Annotated in this window: 21 protein-coding genes; 12 read left to right on the top strand and 9 right to left on the bottom strand. The window is 65.8% G+C overall.

From position 1 onward, the window contains the following. Nucleotides 1-70 precede the first annotated feature (70 nt). Entirely contained in the window at nt 71-382 is a 312-nt protein-coding gene (locus ACFDR6_RS24770) for a DUF3572 domain-containing protein (RefSeq protein WP_317243744.1), read from the top strand. Next, complete coding sequence (locus tag ACFDR6_RS24765) at nt 379-1665, top strand: DNA polymerase IV (protein WP_375859852.1); 1287 nt, start codon at nt 379-381, stop codon at nt 1663-1665. The genes ACFDR6_RS24770 and ACFDR6_RS24765 overlap by 4 nt, the downstream gene beginning before the upstream one ends. A 26-nt stretch (nt 1666-1691) precedes the next feature. Here ACFDR6_RS24765 and ACFDR6_RS24760 read toward each other — a convergent pair whose 3' ends face one another. After that, complete coding sequence (locus tag ACFDR6_RS24760) at nt 1692-2201, bottom strand: DUF4269 domain-containing protein (RefSeq protein WP_375859851.1); 510 nt, start codon at nt 2199-2201, stop codon at nt 1692-1694. 66 nt (nt 2202-2267) lie between these two features. Between ACFDR6_RS24760 and ACFDR6_RS24755 the strand changes: the two genes are divergently transcribed. Continuing rightward, nucleotides 2268-2675: an ACT domain-containing protein gene (locus ACFDR6_RS24755; RefSeq protein WP_375859850.1), complete on the top strand. Its 408-nt coding sequence runs from the start codon at nt 2268-2270 to the stop codon at nt 2673-2675. A gap of 7 nt (nt 2676-2682) precedes the next feature. On the opposite strand, the gene ACFDR6_RS24750 is transcribed toward ACFDR6_RS24755, so the two are convergent. Both ACFDR6_RS24750 and ACFDR6_RS24745 read right to left on the bottom strand, forming a co-directional pair. Next, the gene (locus tag ACFDR6_RS24750; protein ID WP_212089535.1) at nt 2683-3084 is read right to left on the bottom strand and encodes a RidA family protein; all 402 of its coding nucleotides are present in this window, start codon (nt 3082-3084) and stop codon (nt 2683-2685) included. Nucleotides 3085-3333: 249 nt separating this feature from the next. Next, on the bottom strand, nt 3334-4179 hold the full coding sequence (locus tag ACFDR6_RS24745) for a cell envelope integrity EipB family protein (protein WP_375859849.1): 846 nt from the start codon (nt 4177-4179) through the stop codon (nt 3334-3336). Between the two features lie 234 nt (nt 4180-4413). On the opposite strand from ACFDR6_RS24745, the gene ACFDR6_RS24740 reads away from it, so the two are divergent. From ACFDR6_RS24740 to ACFDR6_RS24725, 4 genes are all read left to right on the top strand, one after another. Further along, complete coding sequence (locus ACFDR6_RS24740; protein ID WP_018321130.1) at nt 4414-4881, top strand: RidA family protein; 468 nt, start codon at nt 4414-4416, stop codon at nt 4879-4881. Between the two features lie 5 nt (nt 4882-4886). Next, nucleotides 4887-5633, top strand: coding sequence for a glycerophosphodiester phosphodiesterase (locus tag ACFDR6_RS24735; RefSeq protein WP_375859848.1), 747 nt, complete (start codon nt 4887-4889; stop codon nt 5631-5633). Nucleotides 5634-5780: 147 nt separating this feature from the next. Beyond that, entirely contained in the window at nt 5781-7022 is a 1242-nt protein-coding gene (locus ACFDR6_RS24730) for a GNAT family N-acetyltransferase (RefSeq protein ID WP_375859847.1), read from the top strand. Between the two features lie 77 nt (nt 7023-7099). After that, nucleotides 7100-7528 carry an HIT family protein gene (locus tag ACFDR6_RS24725; protein ID WP_375859846.1) on the top strand — a complete coding sequence of 143 codons (429 nt, stop codon included), beginning with the start codon at nt 7100-7102 and terminating at the stop codon, nt 7526-7528. A 144-nt stretch (nt 7529-7672) separates the two neighbouring features. Here the strand turns inward: ACFDR6_RS24725 and tsaA are convergent, their stop codons facing one another. The 4 genes from tsaA to ACFDR6_RS24705 all read right to left on the bottom strand — a co-directional run bounded on the left by tsaA (nt 7673) and on the right by ACFDR6_RS24705 (nt 10409). Then, nucleotides 7673-8164: a tRNA (N6-threonylcarbamoyladenosine(37)-N6)-methyltransferase TrmO gene (tsaA, locus tag ACFDR6_RS24720; RefSeq protein ID WP_375859845.1), complete on the bottom strand. Its 492-nt coding sequence runs from the start codon at nt 8162-8164 to the stop codon at nt 7673-7675. 32 nt (nt 8165-8196) lie between these two features. Further along, entirely contained in the window at nt 8197-8547 is a 351-nt protein-coding gene (locus ACFDR6_RS24715; protein WP_375859844.1) for an AzlD domain-containing protein, read from the bottom strand. Continuing rightward, complete coding sequence (locus ACFDR6_RS24710; RefSeq protein WP_212089519.1) at nt 8544-9284, bottom strand: AzlC family ABC transporter permease; 741 nt, start codon at nt 9282-9284, stop codon at nt 8544-8546. Before ACFDR6_RS24710 ends, ACFDR6_RS24715 begins: the two co-directional genes overlap by 4 nt. Nucleotides 9285-9458: 174 nt before the next feature. Beyond that, nucleotides 9459-10409, bottom strand: coding sequence for a lytic transglycosylase domain-containing protein (locus ACFDR6_RS24705; protein WP_317243738.1), 951 nt, complete (start codon nt 10407-10409; stop codon nt 9459-9461). A 90-nt stretch (nt 10410-10499) separates the two neighbouring features. Here ACFDR6_RS24705 and ACFDR6_RS24700 point away from each other — a divergent pair, with 90 nt between their 5' ends. After that, nucleotides 10500-11138 (top strand): HAD family hydrolase, encoded by a 639-nt coding sequence (locus tag ACFDR6_RS24700; RefSeq protein WP_375859843.1) that lies wholly within the window; start codon nt 10500-10502, stop codon nt 11136-11138. Here ACFDR6_RS24700 and ACFDR6_RS24695 read toward each other — a convergent pair whose 3' ends face one another. Both ACFDR6_RS24695 and ACFDR6_RS24690 read right to left on the bottom strand, forming a co-directional pair. Continuing rightward, nucleotides 11139-12179, bottom strand: coding sequence for a phenylacetaldoxime dehydratase family protein (locus ACFDR6_RS24695; protein ID WP_375859842.1), 1041 nt, complete (start codon nt 12177-12179; stop codon nt 11139-11141). Nucleotides 12180-12197: 18 nt separating this feature from the next. Then, nucleotides 12198-13214 (bottom strand): carbon-nitrogen hydrolase family protein, encoded by a 1017-nt coding sequence (locus tag ACFDR6_RS24690; protein ID WP_375859841.1) that lies wholly within the window; start codon nt 13212-13214, stop codon nt 12198-12200. 194 nt (nt 13215-13408) lie between these two features. On the opposite strand from ACFDR6_RS24690, the gene ACFDR6_RS24685 reads away from it, so the two are divergent. From ACFDR6_RS24685 to ACFDR6_RS24670, 4 genes are all read left to right on the top strand, one after another. Beyond that, complete coding sequence (locus tag ACFDR6_RS24685) at nt 13409-14365, top strand: AraC-like ligand-binding domain-containing protein (RefSeq protein ID WP_212089510.1); 957 nt, start codon at nt 13409-13411, stop codon at nt 14363-14365. Between the two features lie 150 nt (nt 14366-14515). Then, nucleotides 14516-15541 carry an aldo/keto reductase gene (locus ACFDR6_RS24680; RefSeq protein WP_375859840.1) on the top strand — a complete coding sequence of 342 codons (1026 nt, stop codon included), beginning with the start codon at nt 14516-14518 and terminating at the stop codon, nt 15539-15541. Between the two features lie 166 nt (nt 15542-15707). Then, nucleotides 15708-17129: an MFS transporter gene (locus ACFDR6_RS24675; protein WP_375860017.1), complete on the top strand. Its 1422-nt coding sequence runs from the start codon at nt 15708-15710 to the stop codon at nt 17127-17129. A gap of 129 nt (nt 17130-17258) precedes the next feature. Beyond that, on the top strand, nt 17259-17717 hold the full coding sequence (locus tag ACFDR6_RS24670) for a PEGA domain-containing protein (RefSeq protein WP_212089504.1): 459 nt from the start codon (nt 17259-17261) through the stop codon (nt 17715-17717). The last annotated feature ends 21 nt before the right edge of the window (nt 17718-17738 follow it).

Raw genomic sequence — 17738 nt, 5'->3', positions numbered from 1 at the left:
CACGGACGAGACTCGGGCATGATGATTCCAAAGTAGACACTGAAAGTTAACGGAAAGGCAAACCGGCCTCGTGAAAAAGCCTGTTCACAACCCTCGCGAAGTCGCTGAAATCGTTGCGATTCAGGCCCTGTCCTTTGTCGCAAGCGAGCCCGAGCGGCTGGGCCTGTTCCTGGCCGAGACAGGGGTCGGTCCGGAGACCCTGCGCAATGCCGCCTCCGACCCCAATTTCCTGCTCAGCCTGCTCGATTTCGTGCTGCGCGATGACGCCACTGTGAAGGCCTTTGCCAGCTCCGTGGACCTGCACCCGACCAACGTTGCCGCTGCGCGGCAGGTCCTCGGCGACGCGCTCGGCGACCCCTCCTGGGAGCGTGACGTGCCGTGACCGTCCCCGATCCGGCCGGGCCCCGCTGCTTCTGCCGGGATTGTCTGGCCGACCTGGATATGGGCGTGCAGCGCTGCTCGGCCTGTGGTTCCCCCCGCCTTGTCCGCCACCGGGCGCTGTCTGCGCTGAACATCGCCCATATCGACTGCGACGCCTTCTATGCGACGGTCGAAAAGCGGGATAACCCGGATATCGCCGACAAGCCCGTCATCATCGGCGGCGGCAAGCGCGGCGTGGTGTCGGCTGCCTGCTACATCGCCCGCACCTATGGTGTGCGCTCCGCCATGCCAATGTTCAAGGCACTCGAAGCCTGCCCGCATGCGACGGTGATCCCGCCCGACATGGCGAAGTACGTCCGCGTCGGCCGGCAGGTGCGCCAGGCCATGCAGGCGCTGACGCCGCTGGTCGAGCCGCTCTCGATCGACGAGGCCTTCCTCGATCTCTCCGGCACCGAGCGGGTCCACGGCATGATCCCGGCAAAGGTGCTGGCGCGCTTTGCCCGTGAGGTCGAGCGCGACGTCGGCGTCTCCGTCTCGGTCGGCCTGTCCTGCAACAAGTTCCTGGCCAAGATCGCCTCCGACCTCGACAAGCCGCGCGGCTTTGCCACGCTCGACCAGGAGGAAGCGCGCGCGATGCTGGCGGACAAGCCGGTCGGCTTCATCTTCGGCGTCGGTCCGGCCACGCAGGAGCGCCTCGTGCAGCGCGGCTTCCGCGTCATCGCCGACCTGCAGAAGGCCGACGAAATCGAGATGATGCGCCAGTTTCCAAGCGACGGCCGCAGGCTGTGGCGGCTCGCGCGCGGCATTGATGACCGCCGCGTCGAACCAGATCGCGGCGCCAAGACGATTTCCAGCGAAACCACCTTCGAGAGCGACATCCGCGATTTCGCGACGCTGGAGAAGATCTTGTGGCGGCTGTGCGAAAAGACGTCGTCGCGACTCAAGAGCAGCGAACTCGCCGGCACGACCGTCACGCTGAAGCTGAAGACCGCCGATTTCCGCCAGCGCACCCGCTCGCAGTCGATCGCAGCCCCAACCCAGCTCGCCGCCAAGATCTTTGCGATCTGCCGTGAGATGCTGGCGAAAGAGATCGACGGCACCGCCTTCCGCCTGATGGGCGCCGGCGTCAGCGCGCTGCGCGACGGCTCGGCCAGCGACGACACCGACATGCTCGACCGCCGCGCCGCCCATGCCGAGCGCGCGGTGGACAGCCTGCGCAAGAAGTTCGGCAGCGCCGCGGTGATCCGCGGGATTGCCTATGACGGGCCGAAAGCGCAGGAATGATCGTCTCGATCGATCGCGAGCTGTCGTCACAACCCCTGCAGCCGCACCCGCAATTGATCGTCCGTCTCGTGGACGAGATCGAGCAGCCCGCGATAAGGGTCCCCGCCGATCCCGAGCACGGCGGCGAATGCCGGCTCGGTCTTTGCACCCCGCGATCTCAGCCCAATGACGGCATCGCGCAGGCGACCGTCGTCGAGCGCCAGCAGTCTTCGTTCGATCTCGAAATGCAGCCATCCTTGCTGCTCGTCGACCGACCGTTGAGCTCCGAATATCTCGAACGGCCATCCGCCCCACGCGAAACGGGCGATCACCGGGCGTCCGGCAGACGTCCACTGATAGAGCAGGAAGTCATCGCAGTCCTGATAGCGTCGCCAGATCACCTCGGAAAAGGCGACGGGATCGAAGGCATGACAGACGATATCCACGTCGCTGCCCCGCACCGCAAGCCCGAGCGGAAGCGTGCCGACGACACGCGGGTCGAACGCAAGCAGCGCCTGCAACACGCCTGAACTATCGATTGCAGCTTCATATTCCATTGCGCTCCGTATAGCACCGATTACTGTCGCTGGATTGCGAAGTCATCCGCGGAAAGGCAACGCGCCGTGGCCGGTGCGCTCGATCTCAACGCCCTGTTGAAGGACATGAAACCGGAGCTGCACCCGGACATCTTCGTGTTCTGCACCGTTGCGCACGATCAGCCCGTGCCGGATTCCATCCGCCCGCAACTGACGTTCCGGGAGCGTGAAGGCACGACACTTGTGATGCGGCGTGAAGACGCCAAGCGCGCGGGACTGCGCTACGCCTTTGCCTCGCACCTGATAACTCTGACGGTTCACTCCGCACTCGACGCGGTGGGTTTTCTGGCGGCCGTCACGTCACGTCTGGCCGAAGCCGGCATCAGCGTGAATGCCGTTTCGGCCTTCCATCACGATCACCTCTTTGTGCCGGCGGACAGGGCCGACGAGGCGCTGGCGGTCCTGCTAGGGATGGCCAAGCCTACGTCAGCGTAGCCCGGCTTCAATCCGCGACAGCCACCGCCTCGATCTCGATCAGCCATTCAGGTGCGGCCAGCGCGGAGACGCCGACCAGCGTGGAGGCCGGCGGCTCCATGCCCTCGAAGAAGGCGGAGCGGGCCTTGCCAATGATGGGGCGCAGCTCCGGCTTGTAGTTCACGACGAAGGTCGTGATCTTGACGATGTTGGAATAGGTCGCGCCCGCCGCCTTCAACGCGTGACCGAGATTCTGCATCACCTGCGTCGTCTGCGCAGCAATATCGCCCTCGCCGACGATGCGTCCTTCCTCGTCCACGGATACCTGGCCGGAGATGTAGATGGTCCGCGCGCCGGTCGCCGTCACGACGTGGGAATAAGCGGGATTGTGATGCAGGCCGCTGGGACGGAGATGATCGAGCTTGGGCATGGTGCTTGCCTCCCGGATGTTTGTGGTTGGGAGGGAGCGTAGCTGGAGAGTGTGACGAGAGCTAGATGCCACGGGCGCTGTCGCCGCTCCGTCATCCTGAGGTGCTCGCTTCTTCGGCGAGCCTCGAAAGGATGAGCGGCCACGCTGCGAGATCCGGGCCGTCGCCCTTCGAGGGCCGCTGAAGAAGCGGCCACCTCAGGGGGACGGTGCACGAGTGGAGTGCGCGGTGCGCGCCCCGGGACGCGCCCCTCAATTACAAGGCTTGCTGTCCTTAACGTCGAACTTGCCCATCGCGCCGGAGATGACGAAATCGTTGTAGTCGAGCACGAGCTGACGCGAGACGCCGTTCTCGTAGAGCTCGAACGCCATCGCATAGATCGGCGTCTGCTCGCCTTCCTTCTGCTGGGCGTCGCGATCGAAATAGCTGACGGTGACGGGCCAGCGTTTGAGCGATTTCATGTGCTCGTCCGCGGTCGAGGGGTCGGACGCCGTGGCGCGGTCGGCTGGGATCGGCTGGCCGATCACGGTCAGCGTGTTGTAGACCTTCTGGCCGTCGTCGGAGCCGTCATAGACGGAAAGCTCGAGCAGCGACTTGCCGTCCTTGGCGGCTGCGATGATGCGCTGGATCTGCTCGGTCGGGAACACGATGCTGCCGTCGAGCGTGAAAGTCTTCGGCGCCGGCAGCTTCAGCTTGACGTTGATGTGGTCGCCGTCGCGCTCGGCGGAACCGTCGACGCGGCCGGCATCGGTCTCGTTCATGCGCGTCTCGATCTTGAAGCGGTAGCTCTTGCCGGCGGCATCCTCCCAGGAATTGGAACGGAGGTCGCTGAGCGTGACCTTGCCCTCGCCGCTGTCGAGCTCGGAGACCTGGCGGAATTCGGAAGTATAGCCCTCGCAGGCGTTCCCCGCGAAATTGTAGAGGATGCGGCCGCGGGCGCTGTTGACCGAGTTGGAGCGCGATTTCACGAGGCTGAGATCATAGAGCGCCTGATGCGGAAGAAACGGACCGTTGGCGGCCTGGGCCGCGCCGCCAAGGCCGACAGTGGCCGCGGCGAGCGCCATCACACCGAGCGATGTCCGGAAAAGGTGCACCATGTCTCATCCCTAGGGAAACGCAGATTCGGCATTTTAATGACCGTTCCATTGCGTCGCAACTGAGGCCGTTTCACGTAAAGTTGCGGCCCGTGCGTTGAACCTGCTGCCCGACCTCAACAAAATACGGCCCCTTCGGTTGCTTGCATGTGGCGATCCGATGGGCGAAACAGGGCGCGCCCGGCTGCCTTTGCGGACACGCCGGGGCGAATGTTTTTCTGGACAACGAGGTCGAACATGGCGGGCACGGTCGAGCAGAAGCTGGCGGAACAGGGCATCAAGCTGCACGAGGCCCCCACGCCCGTTGCCAATTACGTGCCATTCGTGCGCACCGGTAATCTGCTGTTCGTATCCGGCCAGGTCTGCTTCGATCCCGCAGGCAAGCTGATCGCCAAGGGCAAGCTGGGTGCCGGCGTCTCCATCGAGGACGGCGCGGCGGCGGCGCGCGGCTGCGCGGTCAATTTGCTCGCCCAGGTCAAGGCCGCGCTTGGCGACCTCGACAAGGTTGTGCGGGTGGTGCGCCTCGGCGGCTTCATCAACTCGGCGCCGGACTTCCTGGACGGGCCGAAGGTGCTGAACGGCGCGTCCGACCTGATGGTCGCCGCCTTCGGTGACAAGGGCCGCCATGCCCGCACCACCGTCGGCGTCGCCTCGCTGCCTGCCGATGCGGCGGTCGAGGTCGACGGCGTGTTCGAGGTCGCCTGAGGCGGATGCGCGCTCCGGATTGGCTGACAGCCCGGCCGGTCGCCCATCGCGGCCTGCACGACATTTCGCGCGGCATTGTCGAAAACATGCCGGGCGCGGTGCAGGCTGCGATCGCAGGCAATTTCTCGATCGAGGTCGATATCCAGCTCTCCGCCGACGGCGAGGCCATGGTGCATCACGACCATGCCCTCGGCCGCCTCACCGAGGCGTCCGGCGAGGTGGTCGAAAAGACCGCGGCGGAGTTGAAGGCGATCAAGTTCAAGGACACGCCGGAGCGAATGATGTCGCTCAGCGACCTCTGCGCCCTCGTCGCCGGCCGCGTCCCGCTGGTGATCGAGGTGAAGAGCCATTTTGGCGGCGACCGCAAGCTGGTGAAACGGATGGCGGAGGTGCTGGCGTCCTATGACGGGCCGGCGGTCGGCATGTCCTTCGATCCCGACCAGGTGCTGGCGCTGCGCGAGCTGTTGCCGGGCCGCCCGCGCGGCATCGTCGCGCAGCGGACCTATGAGGACGATTACTGGGCCAAACTGACTCAGGAGCAGCGCGACAGCATGCTGTATCTGCGCCACGGCCTCCGGACCCAGCCCCACTTCGTCGCCTTTCGGGTCGACGACCTCCCGGCCCCCGCCCCCTGGATTGCCCGCAACGTCTTCGGCTGCGCCCTGCTGGGATGGACCGTGCGGACGCCCGAGCAGCGGACGCGGGTCGGGCAGCATGCGGATCAGATGATTTTCGAGGGGTTCCTGCCGTAGGCAGTGCCCGTGCCCCGGACAAGCTGCAACATGGGCCCCGGCTCTGCAGCGCACCGTTGACGGAGCGCTGTGCCGCGCCCAAGGCACACGAGGGCGTCCCCTCCACCCCCTTGAAGTCGCTGCTGCAATGCACGATCTTGGGGGTCGATGGCATCATCCGACATCACGCTCGAGGCCGTACCTTCGATAGGCAATGTGTCACCGGAGGAGTGGGACGCCTGCGCCAATCCCACCGGGCGGTGCCATGAGGCTGGCAACGGAACCTCATCCGCACTTGCAGGCGATTCCCTCGGGCTCTCAAAATTCGCCTATAACCCCTTCGTCTCCCACGCATTTCTGTCTGCCGTCGAGACATCGGGTTCGGCGACGATCCGCACCGGCTGGGGGCCCCGGCATCTCGTGGCGAAGCTCGATGGCCGCGTCGTCGGCGTCGTGCCCTGCTATCTGAAATCCCATTCGCAAGGAGAGTACGTCTTCGACCGTGGCTGGGCGGACGCCTATGAGCGCGCCGGCGGGCGCTATTATCCGAAGCTCCAGGTCTCGGTTCCCTTCACCCCGGCAACCGGGCCGCGGCTGCTGGTCCGCGACGGCGTGGATCGCGAGCTCATCATGGAGGCTCTGGCCAGCGGGCTGGTGGCGCTGTGCGGCGTCAGCAAGGCCTCCTCCGTCCACGTCACCTTCGCGCGCGAAGCCGAATGGAAGCTGCTCGCCAGGCACGGCTTCCTGCAGCGCACCGACCAGCAGTTCCACTGGCACAACGAGGGCTTTACCGGCTTCGACGACTTCCTGGCGACGCTCAACTCGCGCCACCGCAAGTCGATCAAGCGCGAGCGGCGCGATGGGCTCTCCGCCGGGATCTCCATCCACTGGCTCACGGGCAAGGACATCACCGAGGATGCCTGGGATGCATTCTTCATGTTCTACATGGAGACCGGCTCGCGCAAATGGGGCCGGCCGTATCTGACGCGCGAGTTCTTCTCGCTGATCGGCGAGACCATGGCTGAGGACGTGCTGCTGGTGATGGCCCGCCGCAACGATCGCTGGATCGCGGGCGCGATCAACTTCATCGGCTCGGACACGTTGTTCGGCCGCAACTGGGGCGCGGTCGAGCATCATCCGTTCCTGCATTTCGAGGTCTGCTACTATCAGGCGATCGATTTCGCGATCAAACGCGGCCTGAAGCACGTCGAGGCCGGCGCGCAGGGCGAGCACAAGATCGCCCGTGGCTACCTGCCGCGCACCACCCATTCCGCCCACTTCATCGCAGATCCCGGCCTGCGCCGCGCCATCGACGATTACCTCAAGCGCGAGCGCGCCTATGTCGCAGAAGCCGGACGGGAGCTCGCCGAGCTCGGCCCGTTCCGCAAGGGCATTGACGAGGCGCCTTGACGCCTCGCCGTTGCTGGTGACAGTAAGCGCAAAATGCTGAGCGCAAAGTTCTTGGGAGCAAAGTCTTGGGAGCCGTCATGACCGCCTACGACACCAACAACATCTTCGCGAAGATCCTGCGCGGCGAGCTGCCCTGCTCCAAGGTGTACGAGGACGAGCACGTGTTCGCCTTCCTCGACATCATGCCGCGCGTCCCCGGCCACACGCTGGTGATACCGAAGGCCCCTGCCCGCAACATTCTCGACATCAAGCCTGACGACTACGCCCATGTCGCCCGCGGCGCCCACAAGATCGCGGCCGCCGCGATGAAGGCGTTCAACGCCGACGGCATCACCGTGCAGCAGTTCAACGAGCCCGCCGGTGGGCAGGTGGTGTTTCACCTGCACATGCACGTGATGCCGCGCCATGACGGCGTGGCGATGCTGCCGCCGGCGAGCCGCAAGGAAGACGCCAAGGTGCTGGAGGAGAATGCGGCGAAGCTGATCGCGGCGTTGAAGGCGGGGTAGCTCTATCCACTCGTCATTCCGGGGCGCGACAAAGTCGCGAGCTATGGTGCGCAATCGCGCACCTGAGAATCCATTCCACCACCACCTCTGACGCGCGATGGATTCCGGGCTCGCGCCAAGAGGCGCGCCCCGGAATGACGGACCTCACTCCGTCTCGAAATCGCCCTTCTGCGGCGCGGCCAGTGGCGTGAACTCGCAACGATCCGGCTTGATGTCGATCAGCGGCGTGTTGTCGAGGCAGTCGAGCCCGCGCACCAGGATCGCATTGCCCTCGATTCCGACCAGCTTGACGATCGAGGTCCCGATCGGATTGGGACGCACCGGCGAACGCAGCGAAAAGGTGCCGCGGGTCTTTTCGTTGTTCTTGGGGCTCTGCAGAATGATGTCGCGGCGCGACTGGTCGAGCCAGTAGAGCACTTCGAGATTGCTGTAGAAATCGACGCCCTTGATGGCCGGCACGAACGGCTCGAAGATCTCGAGGCGGCACACCGGGCCGTCCTGGCGTCCCTGTCGCGGCGTCTCCAGCCGCGATGCCCAGGGCGTGCGGATACGGCCGATGAAGACGAGGCCGGCATCTTGCGTCTGTGGCAGCTCGATGGCGACCTCGCCCTCGCGGAGCTCCTGTTCGCGAACCATATTTCCTGTTCCTTGGCTGTTCGCCGCCGGTTTTAGCCCAACCACCACTTGCCGGCCAGCATGAAGACTTCGCCGGTCACGACGCCCGCGAAGATCGAGCGGCGGGCCAGCAGGAAGGCGAGGAGGCCGGCCGCCACCGCGCCATAGCGCAGGGCATCCGGCACGCTGGCCAGCGCGCCCGGCGGTTCGACCACGATCTGGGCGATGACGCCGGCCAGGATCGCGGTTGCAACCGCGCGCACCCAGACGAGCAGCTCGGAGCCCTCGTCGATGCCTCCGCCGAACCACAGGCCCAGCATGCGCCAGATCTGGTTGGGAACGACGCCGGCGACGAACAGCACCGCCAGTGCATGCCAGTCGCCGATTAGCTGCGCGTAGCTCATGCGCGCACCTCCCGCCACCGATGCACGCCGTAGGCGATCGTACCGGCTATGAGGCCGCTGACGAGGATGTCGAGGCCGGAGTTCATCTTCGCCGCGATCGGATAGAGCAGAACGCCGAGCACCAGTGCGACGACATCCGCAGCCTCGCGGCTGTTGCGCGCGGTCGAGAACAGGAACGACAGTGGCGTCAGCAGCAGGATGGCGGCGCCAAGCGTCTGCGTCAGATTGGCGGCGAGGAAATAGCCGACCGTGTTGGCGGTCAGGCATACCGAGACGAGACCGAAGCCAAGTCCGTGAACGAAGGCAATCCGCCGCTCGCGCGGCACCTGAGGCAGGAAGCGATGACACTCGACCCACAGCGTCACGGCGGTGAGATGCGCCGCGAAGAACAGCTCGCGCCGCTTGGTCGTCGGCGTGCGCATCAACGGCAGCACGGAGACCACCATGGGAAACAGCCTGATGGCGCTGACCGTAACCGCGATGGCCGACTGGATGATGGTGGCGCCGGAGCCGAGCGTGGTAATCAGGATGATCTGCGCTGGCCCCGCCCAGACGAACAGCGTCGAGCAGAGCGCCCAGAGCAGGCTGAAATGGGTGTCATGGGCGAGCGCGCCGATGCCGAGATAAGTCACGAACAGGACCAGCGTGAGGATCGTCTGCGTGATCGAGCGCAGCCCCCAGCCGAAGGCAAGCCAGGGGCTATTCCATTGCGGTGAATCGAGTGGAGGAAGTGCCACGGGTTTTTTTGGACGGGTTTGCGGAATCGTGCCCGCATAACGGGCAATGCGGCGGCTCGCGTCAAGGAAACACGCGGCGGGGCTGGCATGCAGGACGCTTCAATCACAGGCCGTCATTCCGGAGCTCACCCTCTTGGGCGCGAGCCCGGAATGACGCGTGTGTAGGTAACGCCCCTACCCGCTCACACCCCGGTTCCTCAGCACGAAGCACGCACCACCGGCCTTACGGATGCGGCTGCACAGATCATCCGCTTCGCTGCGCGTCTCGGTGCCGATGCGCACCTGGTAGAACGCGCGTGTGCCGCGGCTGCGCATCACGGAAGACAGCAGGCTCGGATCGCGCTCACCGATCACCGTGCTGAGCCGCGTCACGGCGCGGGAATACATCGCCAGCGCCCTGTTGCGGTCGAAGCCGGCGGCAAGCTGGACGCCCCATGCCTTTGCGGCCGCAAGCTCCACATGCTGCTCGAGCTCGGCGACGAAGGCATTCGGCGCGCGCTTGAGCAGCGCCATCAGGTCACGGCAACTCGTCGGCGGTGAGCTTGGCGGTCCCTTGCCGGTGTTGCCCGCCTTGGCCCAGGCATCGACGCTCGTGCCCGTGATGGCGTAGACGTAGTTGCGGGTCTGCTCCGGCATCGGCCCGGTGCCGGCGAGCCATTCCTGCACGCGCCGCGGACCGGCATTGTAGGCGGCGGCGGCAAGCCCGAGATTGCCGAACTGGTTGCGCAGTTCGCTCAGAAACTCCGCCGACTTCGGCAATGCCTGCACCGGATTGAACGGATTGAGCAGCCCGCGCTCGCTGGCGGTGCCCGGCATGAACTGCGCGATCCCCTGCGCGTGCTCGCCGCTGCGCGTCATGGGGCCGACCGCATCGGCCTGGAATCGGCTTTCCTGCCAGATCACCCGGGCGAAGAATTCCAGCGGGAGATTGGCATCGCGCGCAGCCGCCTCCACGATCAGGCAGATCGACTCCCGCGTGTCGCTCTCGCGCGCGTCCTTTGTCTCCGCCGGCTTCGCGGGCTCCTCCGCCTTCGGAGGCGCGACGGGCGGCGGCGTCTCCTCCGCGAGCGTCGGCGACAGCGCGAGAGCCTGGCACAAGACAGCGATAACCCGAGCTATTCGCATGGCATCGACGCAATCGACCAAAATCGGACCTTGACTTGGAACCCCAGCCAACTAGCAACAGACGGCAGTATCAACGCAGGTCCCGCCCGAATGGTGACAATCTTTTTTGATCTCGACGGCACGCTCACCAACCCGAAGCCGGGGATCACGCGCTCGATCCAGTACGCGCTGGAGCGACTGGACGTCGCGGTGCCGAGCGAGGACGAACTGGCCTGGTGCATCGGCCCGCCGCTGCATGCCAGCCTGAAGACGCTCACCGGAACCGACGAGCTCGCCGATCGCGCGCTGCTGCTCTATCGCGAGCGCTTCAGCGATATCGGCCTGTTCGAGAACGAGGCCTATGCCGGCATCCTGGACACGCTGACGACGCTGGCCGCGACGACACCGCGCATGTTCGTCGCGACCAGCAAGCCCGCGGTCTACGCCACCCGCATCGTCGATCATTTCGGCCTCAAACCGTACTTCGAGCGCGTGTTCGGCTCCGAGCTCGACGGCACGCGCGTCGACAAGCGCGACCTGCTGCGCTACGCGCTCGACGAGACCAGGGTCGATGCGAGCAGCGCCATCATGATCGGCGACCGCAGCCACGACGTGGTCGGCGCCCGCACCAACGGCATGACCGCGATCGGCGTGCTCTATGGCTATGGCAGCGAGGCGGAGCTGCGGGACGCCGGTGCGCATCACATCTGCGCGGCACATCCCGAGCTGCTCGGCCATTGCCTGACCTAACTACTTTCTGATGGTCTCCACCGCCGCCAGCATCCCCGTCTTCGGATGGCAGTTCAGATATTCGAAGAATTGCTCGTCGGCGGCCGCCACCGTGACCTCGTGGTAGAGCCGCAGCTTGGCCGACGGCCCGAGGGTCGACAGATATTTCATCGCCGCGCCGAAGATCCTGACATGAGTCGGATGCGACTCCGCCCAGCGTTCCAGCGCGGCGAGGCTTTTCCACCAGCTCTGGCCGTAGGACTTCTCGCTCATGCTGCCGTCAGGCGCGAGCACACGCATGTAGCGATTGGCGTAGCAGCCAATAGCCAAGCCGTCATCGCGCAGAAAATCCATGCCCTCGCGTAGCACCGGCTCGACGTCGTCGAGATAGAGCTTGCGCTCGGCTGCTTCCGTATCGCTCCAGTCCTGTCCGGAGCGGATCAGGCAGAGATTGTCATGCGCGAGAACGCGCAGCCGCGCGCCGTCGCGGATCAACTCCGGAGCGCCCGCGGGCGTCATGGCATCGGTCTGCGACAACGGGATGCGGTCGCGCATGCCGCCCCAATAGGCATGCTCCTGCACCTCGCCGCTCATGCCATCGGCAACGACAGCGACGCCCTCTGGGCGATCGGGCGAGGAGAACAGCGTCTCGTGCCGCGCTACAGTGGGACGCAGCGCCTCGATGAAAGTGCCGATGCCGTCGCGCTGCCGCCCGGTCCACTCCTCTCGCGCCGGCGCAAACCAGGCCTCGAAGCGCGTGACGTCATCCCAATAGGCGACGGTGACAATGTTCTCAGAGCCGGACTGATCGGCATAAGACGCCCGATCCCAATGCGAAGGACCTCCCTCCGCAGCGAATAACCGCGCGAGTTCGTTCGACGCATCGGTTGCTGCCGTTGGCGCGGTGCCATGATGTTGCACGCCGAAGTAAGCCATCACGACACGGTTGATCGCGGGCTTGTAGCGCGCCACGAAGGATGGGTATGGCGGCCGGTAATCCTCGGGCACACGCTTGTGGCGCGTGCGTGGGGTCTCGAGATGCAGCGGAATTGCGGACTCCACGATCGTGCCCTCCCGCGATCAGCTCGCTGCCGCGTTGATGTCGGTCGGCTCGACCACGTCGACCGGTAGCGCGAACTGCTCGACGCGCTGGTATCGCTTCTTGTTGAGCAGCAGCCGCGTCACGTCGGGCCGCGAATAGTGTCCGGCCGGATCTGCCGCGTTCTTGGCGACGCCGATCGCGCCGAGGTCGATCTCCGCGATCAACAGACCCTCCTGATCCGGCGCGAGCTTGTCGCCGATCTGGCTGCCGTCGGGGCCGTAGATCGCGGCGAACCCGCCGCCGGCATGCAGCAGCCCGTGCTTGTCCGGCCGGTCGCAGAGCTCGTCGATCATCGCCTGCGAGACCGTCGCGCAAGGGGCGAGCACGAAGCAGGAGCCCTCCACCGCATAGACGCGCGAAGCCGCATTGTTCACCTCGGCCCCGAGCGCCGGAGCGAAGGGATCGTAGAGCGAGAAGCTCGGCCATGCCGCGACATGCACCTGCTCGTTCTGGGCATACATCGCGTATTTCGACAGCGGCTGGAGATGCTCCCAGCAGCACAGCGCGCCGATGCGGCCGATGTCGGACCGCGCATGCACGGCGAGATCGCTGCCGTCGCCCTCGCCATAGACGGTACGCTCGGCATGGGTCGGCCGCAGCTTGCGGCGCTTGGCGATGGTCTCGCCGTCGGGTCCGATCAGCCATTGCGCCAGATAAAGGCTGCCGCCGTCGCGCTCGGACAGGCCGAGCACGGCGGTGAGCTTGGCTTTGCGCACGGCATCGCGCAAGCGTTCGGCTTGCGGGCTGTCATAGGACAGTGAATTGTCGAAATAGCGCTGCACGAAGCCGCGACCGATGGCCCAGGCCGGCGAGTCCATCCAGATGTGCCAGGGATAGCCGGGGATGAATGCCTCCGGAAAGGCGATCAGCTTGGCGCCCTTTTCGGCGGCCTCCCTGATCAGCCCGATCGACTTGTCGATCGAGGCATCGAGGTCGAGCCAGGCCGGCGCCGCCTGCACCACCGCCACCTTGTATTTCGGATGTTCGATGCCCATTGCCGCCTCCATTGCCGGTTGATCGGAAGTCACGTCCGATGCAGTCTATTTGCCGGCACGGGCGGCCGGGGCGCTCGACCACAGCGGAACGAAAACTCGACTGAAAGGGATCGCCCGGTCCGGAATTTGCCTCCGGTGAGGCTCAATCCGCGCCAATATGCGGTTTTGCAGGTTGTGAAAGGGAGGCTGTCCTGATGCCAATCCAGTTCACCACAGACGGCAGCCCCGGCTACCGGCGGCTTGCCCTCTGGCAGGACATCGTCTGCGACGTCTTCGTCGGGCTCGACTGCAAGTCCGATCTCGGCAGCGCTTTCCACGGCTCGGTGACGCAGGCTTCGCTCGGCAAGGCCGTGTGCTCTGAGGTCTGCTCCGACCGCCAGCATGTCTTCCGCACGCCCTCGCGCATCGCGCGCTCGGAGCAGGATTTCGTCCTGGTCGCGCTTGGCAACCGCGGCGACGGCGGGGTCGCCCAGGACGGCCGCGAGACCGTGATCCATCCCGGTGAGTTCGCGCTGTACGACACCACGCGGCCCTATGAGCTGAAGTTCAACGACAGCTTTACCCAGACCATCTTCAAGGTGCCGCGCAAGATGCTGCATCGCCGGCTCGGCGGCACCGAGACGCTGACCGCGATTTCGTTCGGCACCGATGCACCGCTCGAGCGGCTCGCCTATGATTTCATCGTCAGGCTCTGCCAGAACGCAGACAGGCTCGATCCGAACAACGCGGCGGCGCTGTCGGAGCAGGCCGTCGATCTGCTCGCGATGGCGTTGAGCGAACGGCTCGGCAAGACGTCGCTGCCGTCCTCGACCCATCGCTCCGCCCTGCTGTTTCGACTGAAGGCGCACATCCGCACGCATCTCGCCGATCCCGACCTCTCCCTCCCTGAGACTGCGGCAGCGCTCGGCATCTCGCCGCGCTACGTCAATGATCTCCTCGCCGACGAGGAGACGTCGTTCCAGCGCTACGTCCTTGCCGAGCGTCTCGCCCGATGCCGGCGCGACCTCGCCTCGCCCGTGCTCGCCCATCGCCACATCAGCGAGGTCGCTTTCGCCTGGGGCTTCAACGATCTCTCGCATTTCGGCCGTGCCTTCCGCGAGCGTTTCGGGATGTCGCCGCGTGACTTCAGGCAGAGTCAGTTGCGGCACTGATTTCGTTCCAGTGAGCGGTCACCGGCACCAGTGGGCTATTTCCGAGCAAGGCCGGTATGTGAGCGCGTGGTAGGACGCGGCACCTGCTTGCACTATCCTTCGGAAATCGAGCCGCAGGGATCAATCGGCGGCCAGCCAAGGAGCATATCGATGGAATTCCGACGCTTGGGCCGGTCCGGCCTCATGGTGCCTGCCTTGAGTCTCGGGACCGGCACGTTCGGCGGCGTCGGTCGCCTCGCGGCGTGGGGCACGACGGATGCGACCGAGGCTCGGCGCCTTCTGGACATCTGCCTCGAAGCCGGCGTGTCGATGTTCGACACCGCGGACGTCTATTCGCTCGGCGAGTCCGAGCGGGTGCTCGGCGAAGCCATCAAGGGCCGCCGCGACAAGGTGCTGGTCTCGACCAAGGCGACGTTCCGCTTCGGCGACGGTCCCAACGACATCGGCTCGTCGCGCCAACACCTGCTCGCGGCCATCGACGGTTCGCTGCGCCGGCTCGGCACCGACTACATCGATCTGTTCCAGCTTCATGGTTTCGACGCCTTCACCCCGCCCGAAGAGGCGCTCTCAACGCTCGACGTGCTCGTGCGCGCCGGCAAGATCCGGTACGTTGGCGTTTCGAATTTCTCCGGCTGGCACTTGATGAAGTCGCTCTCGGTTGCCGACAAGCACGGCTTCCCGCGCTACGTCGCCAACCAGACCTATTATTCGCTGATCGGGCGCGACTATGAATGGGAGTTGATGCCGCTCGGCCTCGACCAGGGGCTGGGCGCCGTGGTCTGGTCGCCGCTCGGTTGGGGCCGCCTCACCGGCAAGATCCGCCGGGGTCAGCCGAAGCCCGAGGTGAGCCGCCTGCCCAAGACGGCCGATTTCGGCCCGCCGGTGCCGGACGAGCACGTCTATCGCGTCGTCGAGGCCATCGACGAGGTCGCGCAGGAAACGGGAAAGAGCGTGTCGCAGATCGCACTGAACTGGCTGCTGCAGCGCCCCACGGTATCGACGCTGATCATCGGCGCGCGCAACGAGACGCAGCTCCGCGAAAATCTCGGCGCAGTCGGCTGGTCGCTGACCAAGGACCAGATCGCCAAGCTCGACGCCGCAAGCAAGGTGACGCTGCCCTATCCCTATTGGCATCAGCGCACGACCTTCACCGACCGCAATCCGCCGGCAGTGTAAAGGGCCAGTCGCGTGACCGGCCGGCCCTGAAGGCTCCCGACCCAGCTTCCCATGCCGGAACGACCGCTTGCGGCACAGGAACTGTCCGTGTCCTGCCGGGTTGCGGTCGATCCGGCAATTTCCTATTCGGAGATGAACCACGGCTCGAATCAAGCGCGCCTCCATGATGTCGCCTGCCCCGATCGAGCATGCCGACGGCCTGCCGCAGCCGCAGCGCAACCAGGCGGTGCTGACCATTGCGCTGGGCATCATCATGGCGGTGGTCGACAGCGCCATCGCCAATGTGGCACTGCCGACGATCGCGGCCGATCTGGATGCGAGCCCGGCTTTCTCGATCTGGATCGTCAACGGCTATCAGCTTGCGATCACGATCTCGCTGCTGCCGCTGGCTTCGCTCGGCGAGATCATCGGCTATCGCCGCGTCTACCTGGTCGGGCTGGTGCTGTTCACGATTGCGTCCGCCCTGTGCGCGCTGGCGGACACGCTGCCGCTGCTGACGATGGCGCGCATTCTCCAGGGCTTTGGCGCGGCCGGCATCATGAGCGTCAACGCGGCGCTGGTGCGCTTCACCTATCCGCGCAGCCAGCTCGGCCGCGGCATCGGGCTCAACGCGCTCGTGGTCGCCTTCTCGGCCGCAGCCGGCCCGACGCTGGCGTCCGGCATCCTCGCGGTCGGAAGCTGGCCCTGGCTGTTCGCCGTCAACGTGCCGCTCGGAGTGGTGACGTTGCTGATCGGCCTGCGCAGCCTACCGCACACCAAGCCGGCGAGCCGCTCCTTCGACTGGCAGAGCGCGGGACTGTCCGCGATCACCTTCGGTGTCGGCATTGCCGCGGTCGACAGCGTCGGCCATGGCGAGGCCGCGATCACCTGCCTGATCCAGTTCGCCATCGCTCTCGTCGCCGGCGCGCTCCTGATCTATCGCGAGACCCACATGACCTCGCCGCTCTTGCCGATCGACCTGTTGCGCATCCCGGTGTTCGCGCTGTCGATTGCGACCTCGATCGCCTCGTTCTGCGGCCAGATGCTTGCCTTCGTCGCGATCCCCTTCTATCTCCAGGGCCGCTTCGGCTATTCGGCGGTGCATATGGGCCTGCTGATCACGCCATGGCCGATCGCGGTGGCGTTCGCGGCGCCCCTCGCCGGCCGGCTGGTCGAGCGTTATCCGGCCGGTCTGCTCGGCGGCATCGGGCTCACGCTGTTCGCCTGCGGCCTTGCGGCGCTCGCCTTCATCCCTGCGGACCCAACGCCGTTCGACGTGATCTGGCGGATGGCGCTGGCGGGCGCCGGGTTCGGTCTGTTCCAGACCCCCAACAACCGCACCATGATCGCGGCCGCCCCGCGCGAGCGCGCCGGCGGGGCCAGCGGCATGCTGGGCACGGCGCGCCTGCTCGGCCAGACCACCGGCGCTGCGCTGGTGGCGTTGCTGCTCGGACGGTATCCGGCTGAGGGGACAAGGCTGGCGCTCCTCGCAGGCGTCGGCTTTGCGCTGTGCGGCGCGGTGCTGAGCATGATGCGGCTGTCTCCCGCCGGCGCGCGGGGCGCCGAGCACGTTCGCGTGCAGGATGACCAGCGCCTCCGCGGCGAATAGCACGCTCCCATATCCAGTTGCCCGTTGTTTTCGTGCACAACCCCTGCGCGACTTAACTATCCCGACCTATGACCTATTGCCCTCGCGCTCCGGTTGCGCTTCATTGGCGCGGGGAACAAGGGGCATTTCATGCGTTCATTGGGAATTGTGGCGCTCAGCGTCATGCTGGGCGGCTGCGCGTCTGTCACGCGCGGCACGACCGAGAATATCAGCATCTCATCGACACCGTCAGGCGTGGAAGCCGTCGTCAGCGGGCTCGAGGTGCCGACAACCTGCACCACACCTTGCGCCATCGTTGCGAAGCGCAGCGCCGACATCACGATCACCTTCGAAAAGGAAGGCTATCAATCCCAGACGGTGCAACTCACCAAGGAAGTGTCGGGCACCGGCGCCGCCGGCTTCGCCGGCAATCTCCTGCTCGGCGGCGTTGTCGGGATGGGCGTCGATGCCGCGACGGGGGCGGCAACCGATCACAAGCCCAATCCGGTCATCGTGACGATGCAACCGTCGGTCCCGGCCCGCAGCGCACGGCCAGCCGCGCCGCACAAGCCGCGTCCGCCGGCTGCAGCGCCAGAGGCCGGGACGTAAGGCACACCCACCCTCGGAAAC

It is taken from the genome of Bradyrhizobium tunisiense, assembly GCF_042263385.1.
GTDB classification, from domain to species: domain Bacteria; phylum Pseudomonadota; class Alphaproteobacteria; order Rhizobiales; family Xanthobacteraceae; genus Bradyrhizobium; species Bradyrhizobium tunisiense.
The sequence above is the reverse complement of the archived record's forward strand: the minus strand, read 5'-3'. Positions and strand labels throughout refer to the sequence as shown.

What these genes read in the sequence shown, in the direction of transcription:
- ACFDR6_RS24700 (WP_375859843.1), top strand. Translation starts at nt 10,500, where the DNA reads ATGGTGACAATCTTTTTTGATCTCGACGGCACGCTCACCAACCCGAAG.
- ACFDR6_RS24750 (WP_212089535.1), bottom strand. Translation starts at nt 3,084, where the DNA reads ATGCCCAAGCTCGATCATCTCCGTCCCAGCGGCCTGCATCACAATCCC.
- ACFDR6_RS24680 (WP_375859840.1), top strand. Translation starts at nt 14,516, where the DNA reads ATGGAATTCCGACGCTTGGGCCGGTCCGGCCTCATGGTGCCTGCCTTG.
- tsaA (WP_375859845.1), bottom strand. Translation starts at nt 8,164, where the DNA reads ATGGTTCGCGAACAGGAGCTCCGCGAGGGCGAGGTCGCCATCGAGCTG.
- ACFDR6_RS24705 (WP_317243738.1), bottom strand. Translation starts at nt 10,409, where the DNA reads ATGCGAATAGCTCGGGTTATCGCTGTCTTGTGCCAGGCTCTCGCGCTG.
- ACFDR6_RS24730 (WP_375859847.1), top strand. Translation starts at nt 5,781, where the DNA reads ATGGCATCATCCGACATCACGCTCGAGGCCGTACCTTCGATAGGCAAT.
- ACFDR6_RS24685 (WP_212089510.1), top strand. Translation starts at nt 13,409, where the DNA reads ATGCCAATCCAGTTCACCACAGACGGCAGCCCCGGCTACCGGCGGCTT.
- ACFDR6_RS24745 (WP_375859849.1), bottom strand. Translation starts at nt 4,179, where the DNA reads ATGGTGCACCTTTTCCGGACATCGCTCGGTGTGATGGCGCTCGCCGCG.
- ACFDR6_RS24725 (WP_375859846.1), top strand. Translation starts at nt 7,100, where the DNA reads ATGACCGCCTACGACACCAACAACATCTTCGCGAAGATCCTGCGCGGC.
- ACFDR6_RS24760 (WP_375859851.1), bottom strand. Translation starts at nt 2,201, where the DNA reads ATGGAATATGAAGCTGCAATCGATAGTTCAGGCGTGTTGCAGGCGCTG.
- ACFDR6_RS24740 (WP_018321130.1), top strand. Translation starts at nt 4,414, where the DNA reads ATGGCGGGCACGGTCGAGCAGAAGCTGGCGGAACAGGGCATCAAGCTG.
- ACFDR6_RS24670 (WP_212089504.1), top strand. Translation starts at nt 17,259, where the DNA reads ATGCGTTCATTGGGAATTGTGGCGCTCAGCGTCATGCTGGGCGGCTGC.
- ACFDR6_RS24675 (WP_375860017.1), top strand. Translation starts at nt 15,708, where the DNA reads ATGTCGCCTGCCCCGATCGAGCATGCCGACGGCCTGCCGCAGCCGCAG.
- ACFDR6_RS24715 (WP_375859844.1), bottom strand. Translation starts at nt 8,547, where the DNA reads ATGAGCTACGCGCAGCTAATCGGCGACTGGCATGCACTGGCGGTGCTG.
- ACFDR6_RS24735 (WP_375859848.1), top strand. Translation starts at nt 4,887, where the DNA reads ATGCGCGCTCCGGATTGGCTGACAGCCCGGCCGGTCGCCCATCGCGGC.
- ACFDR6_RS24690 (WP_375859841.1), bottom strand. Translation starts at nt 13,214, where the DNA reads ATGGGCATCGAACATCCGAAATACAAGGTGGCGGTGGTGCAGGCGGCG.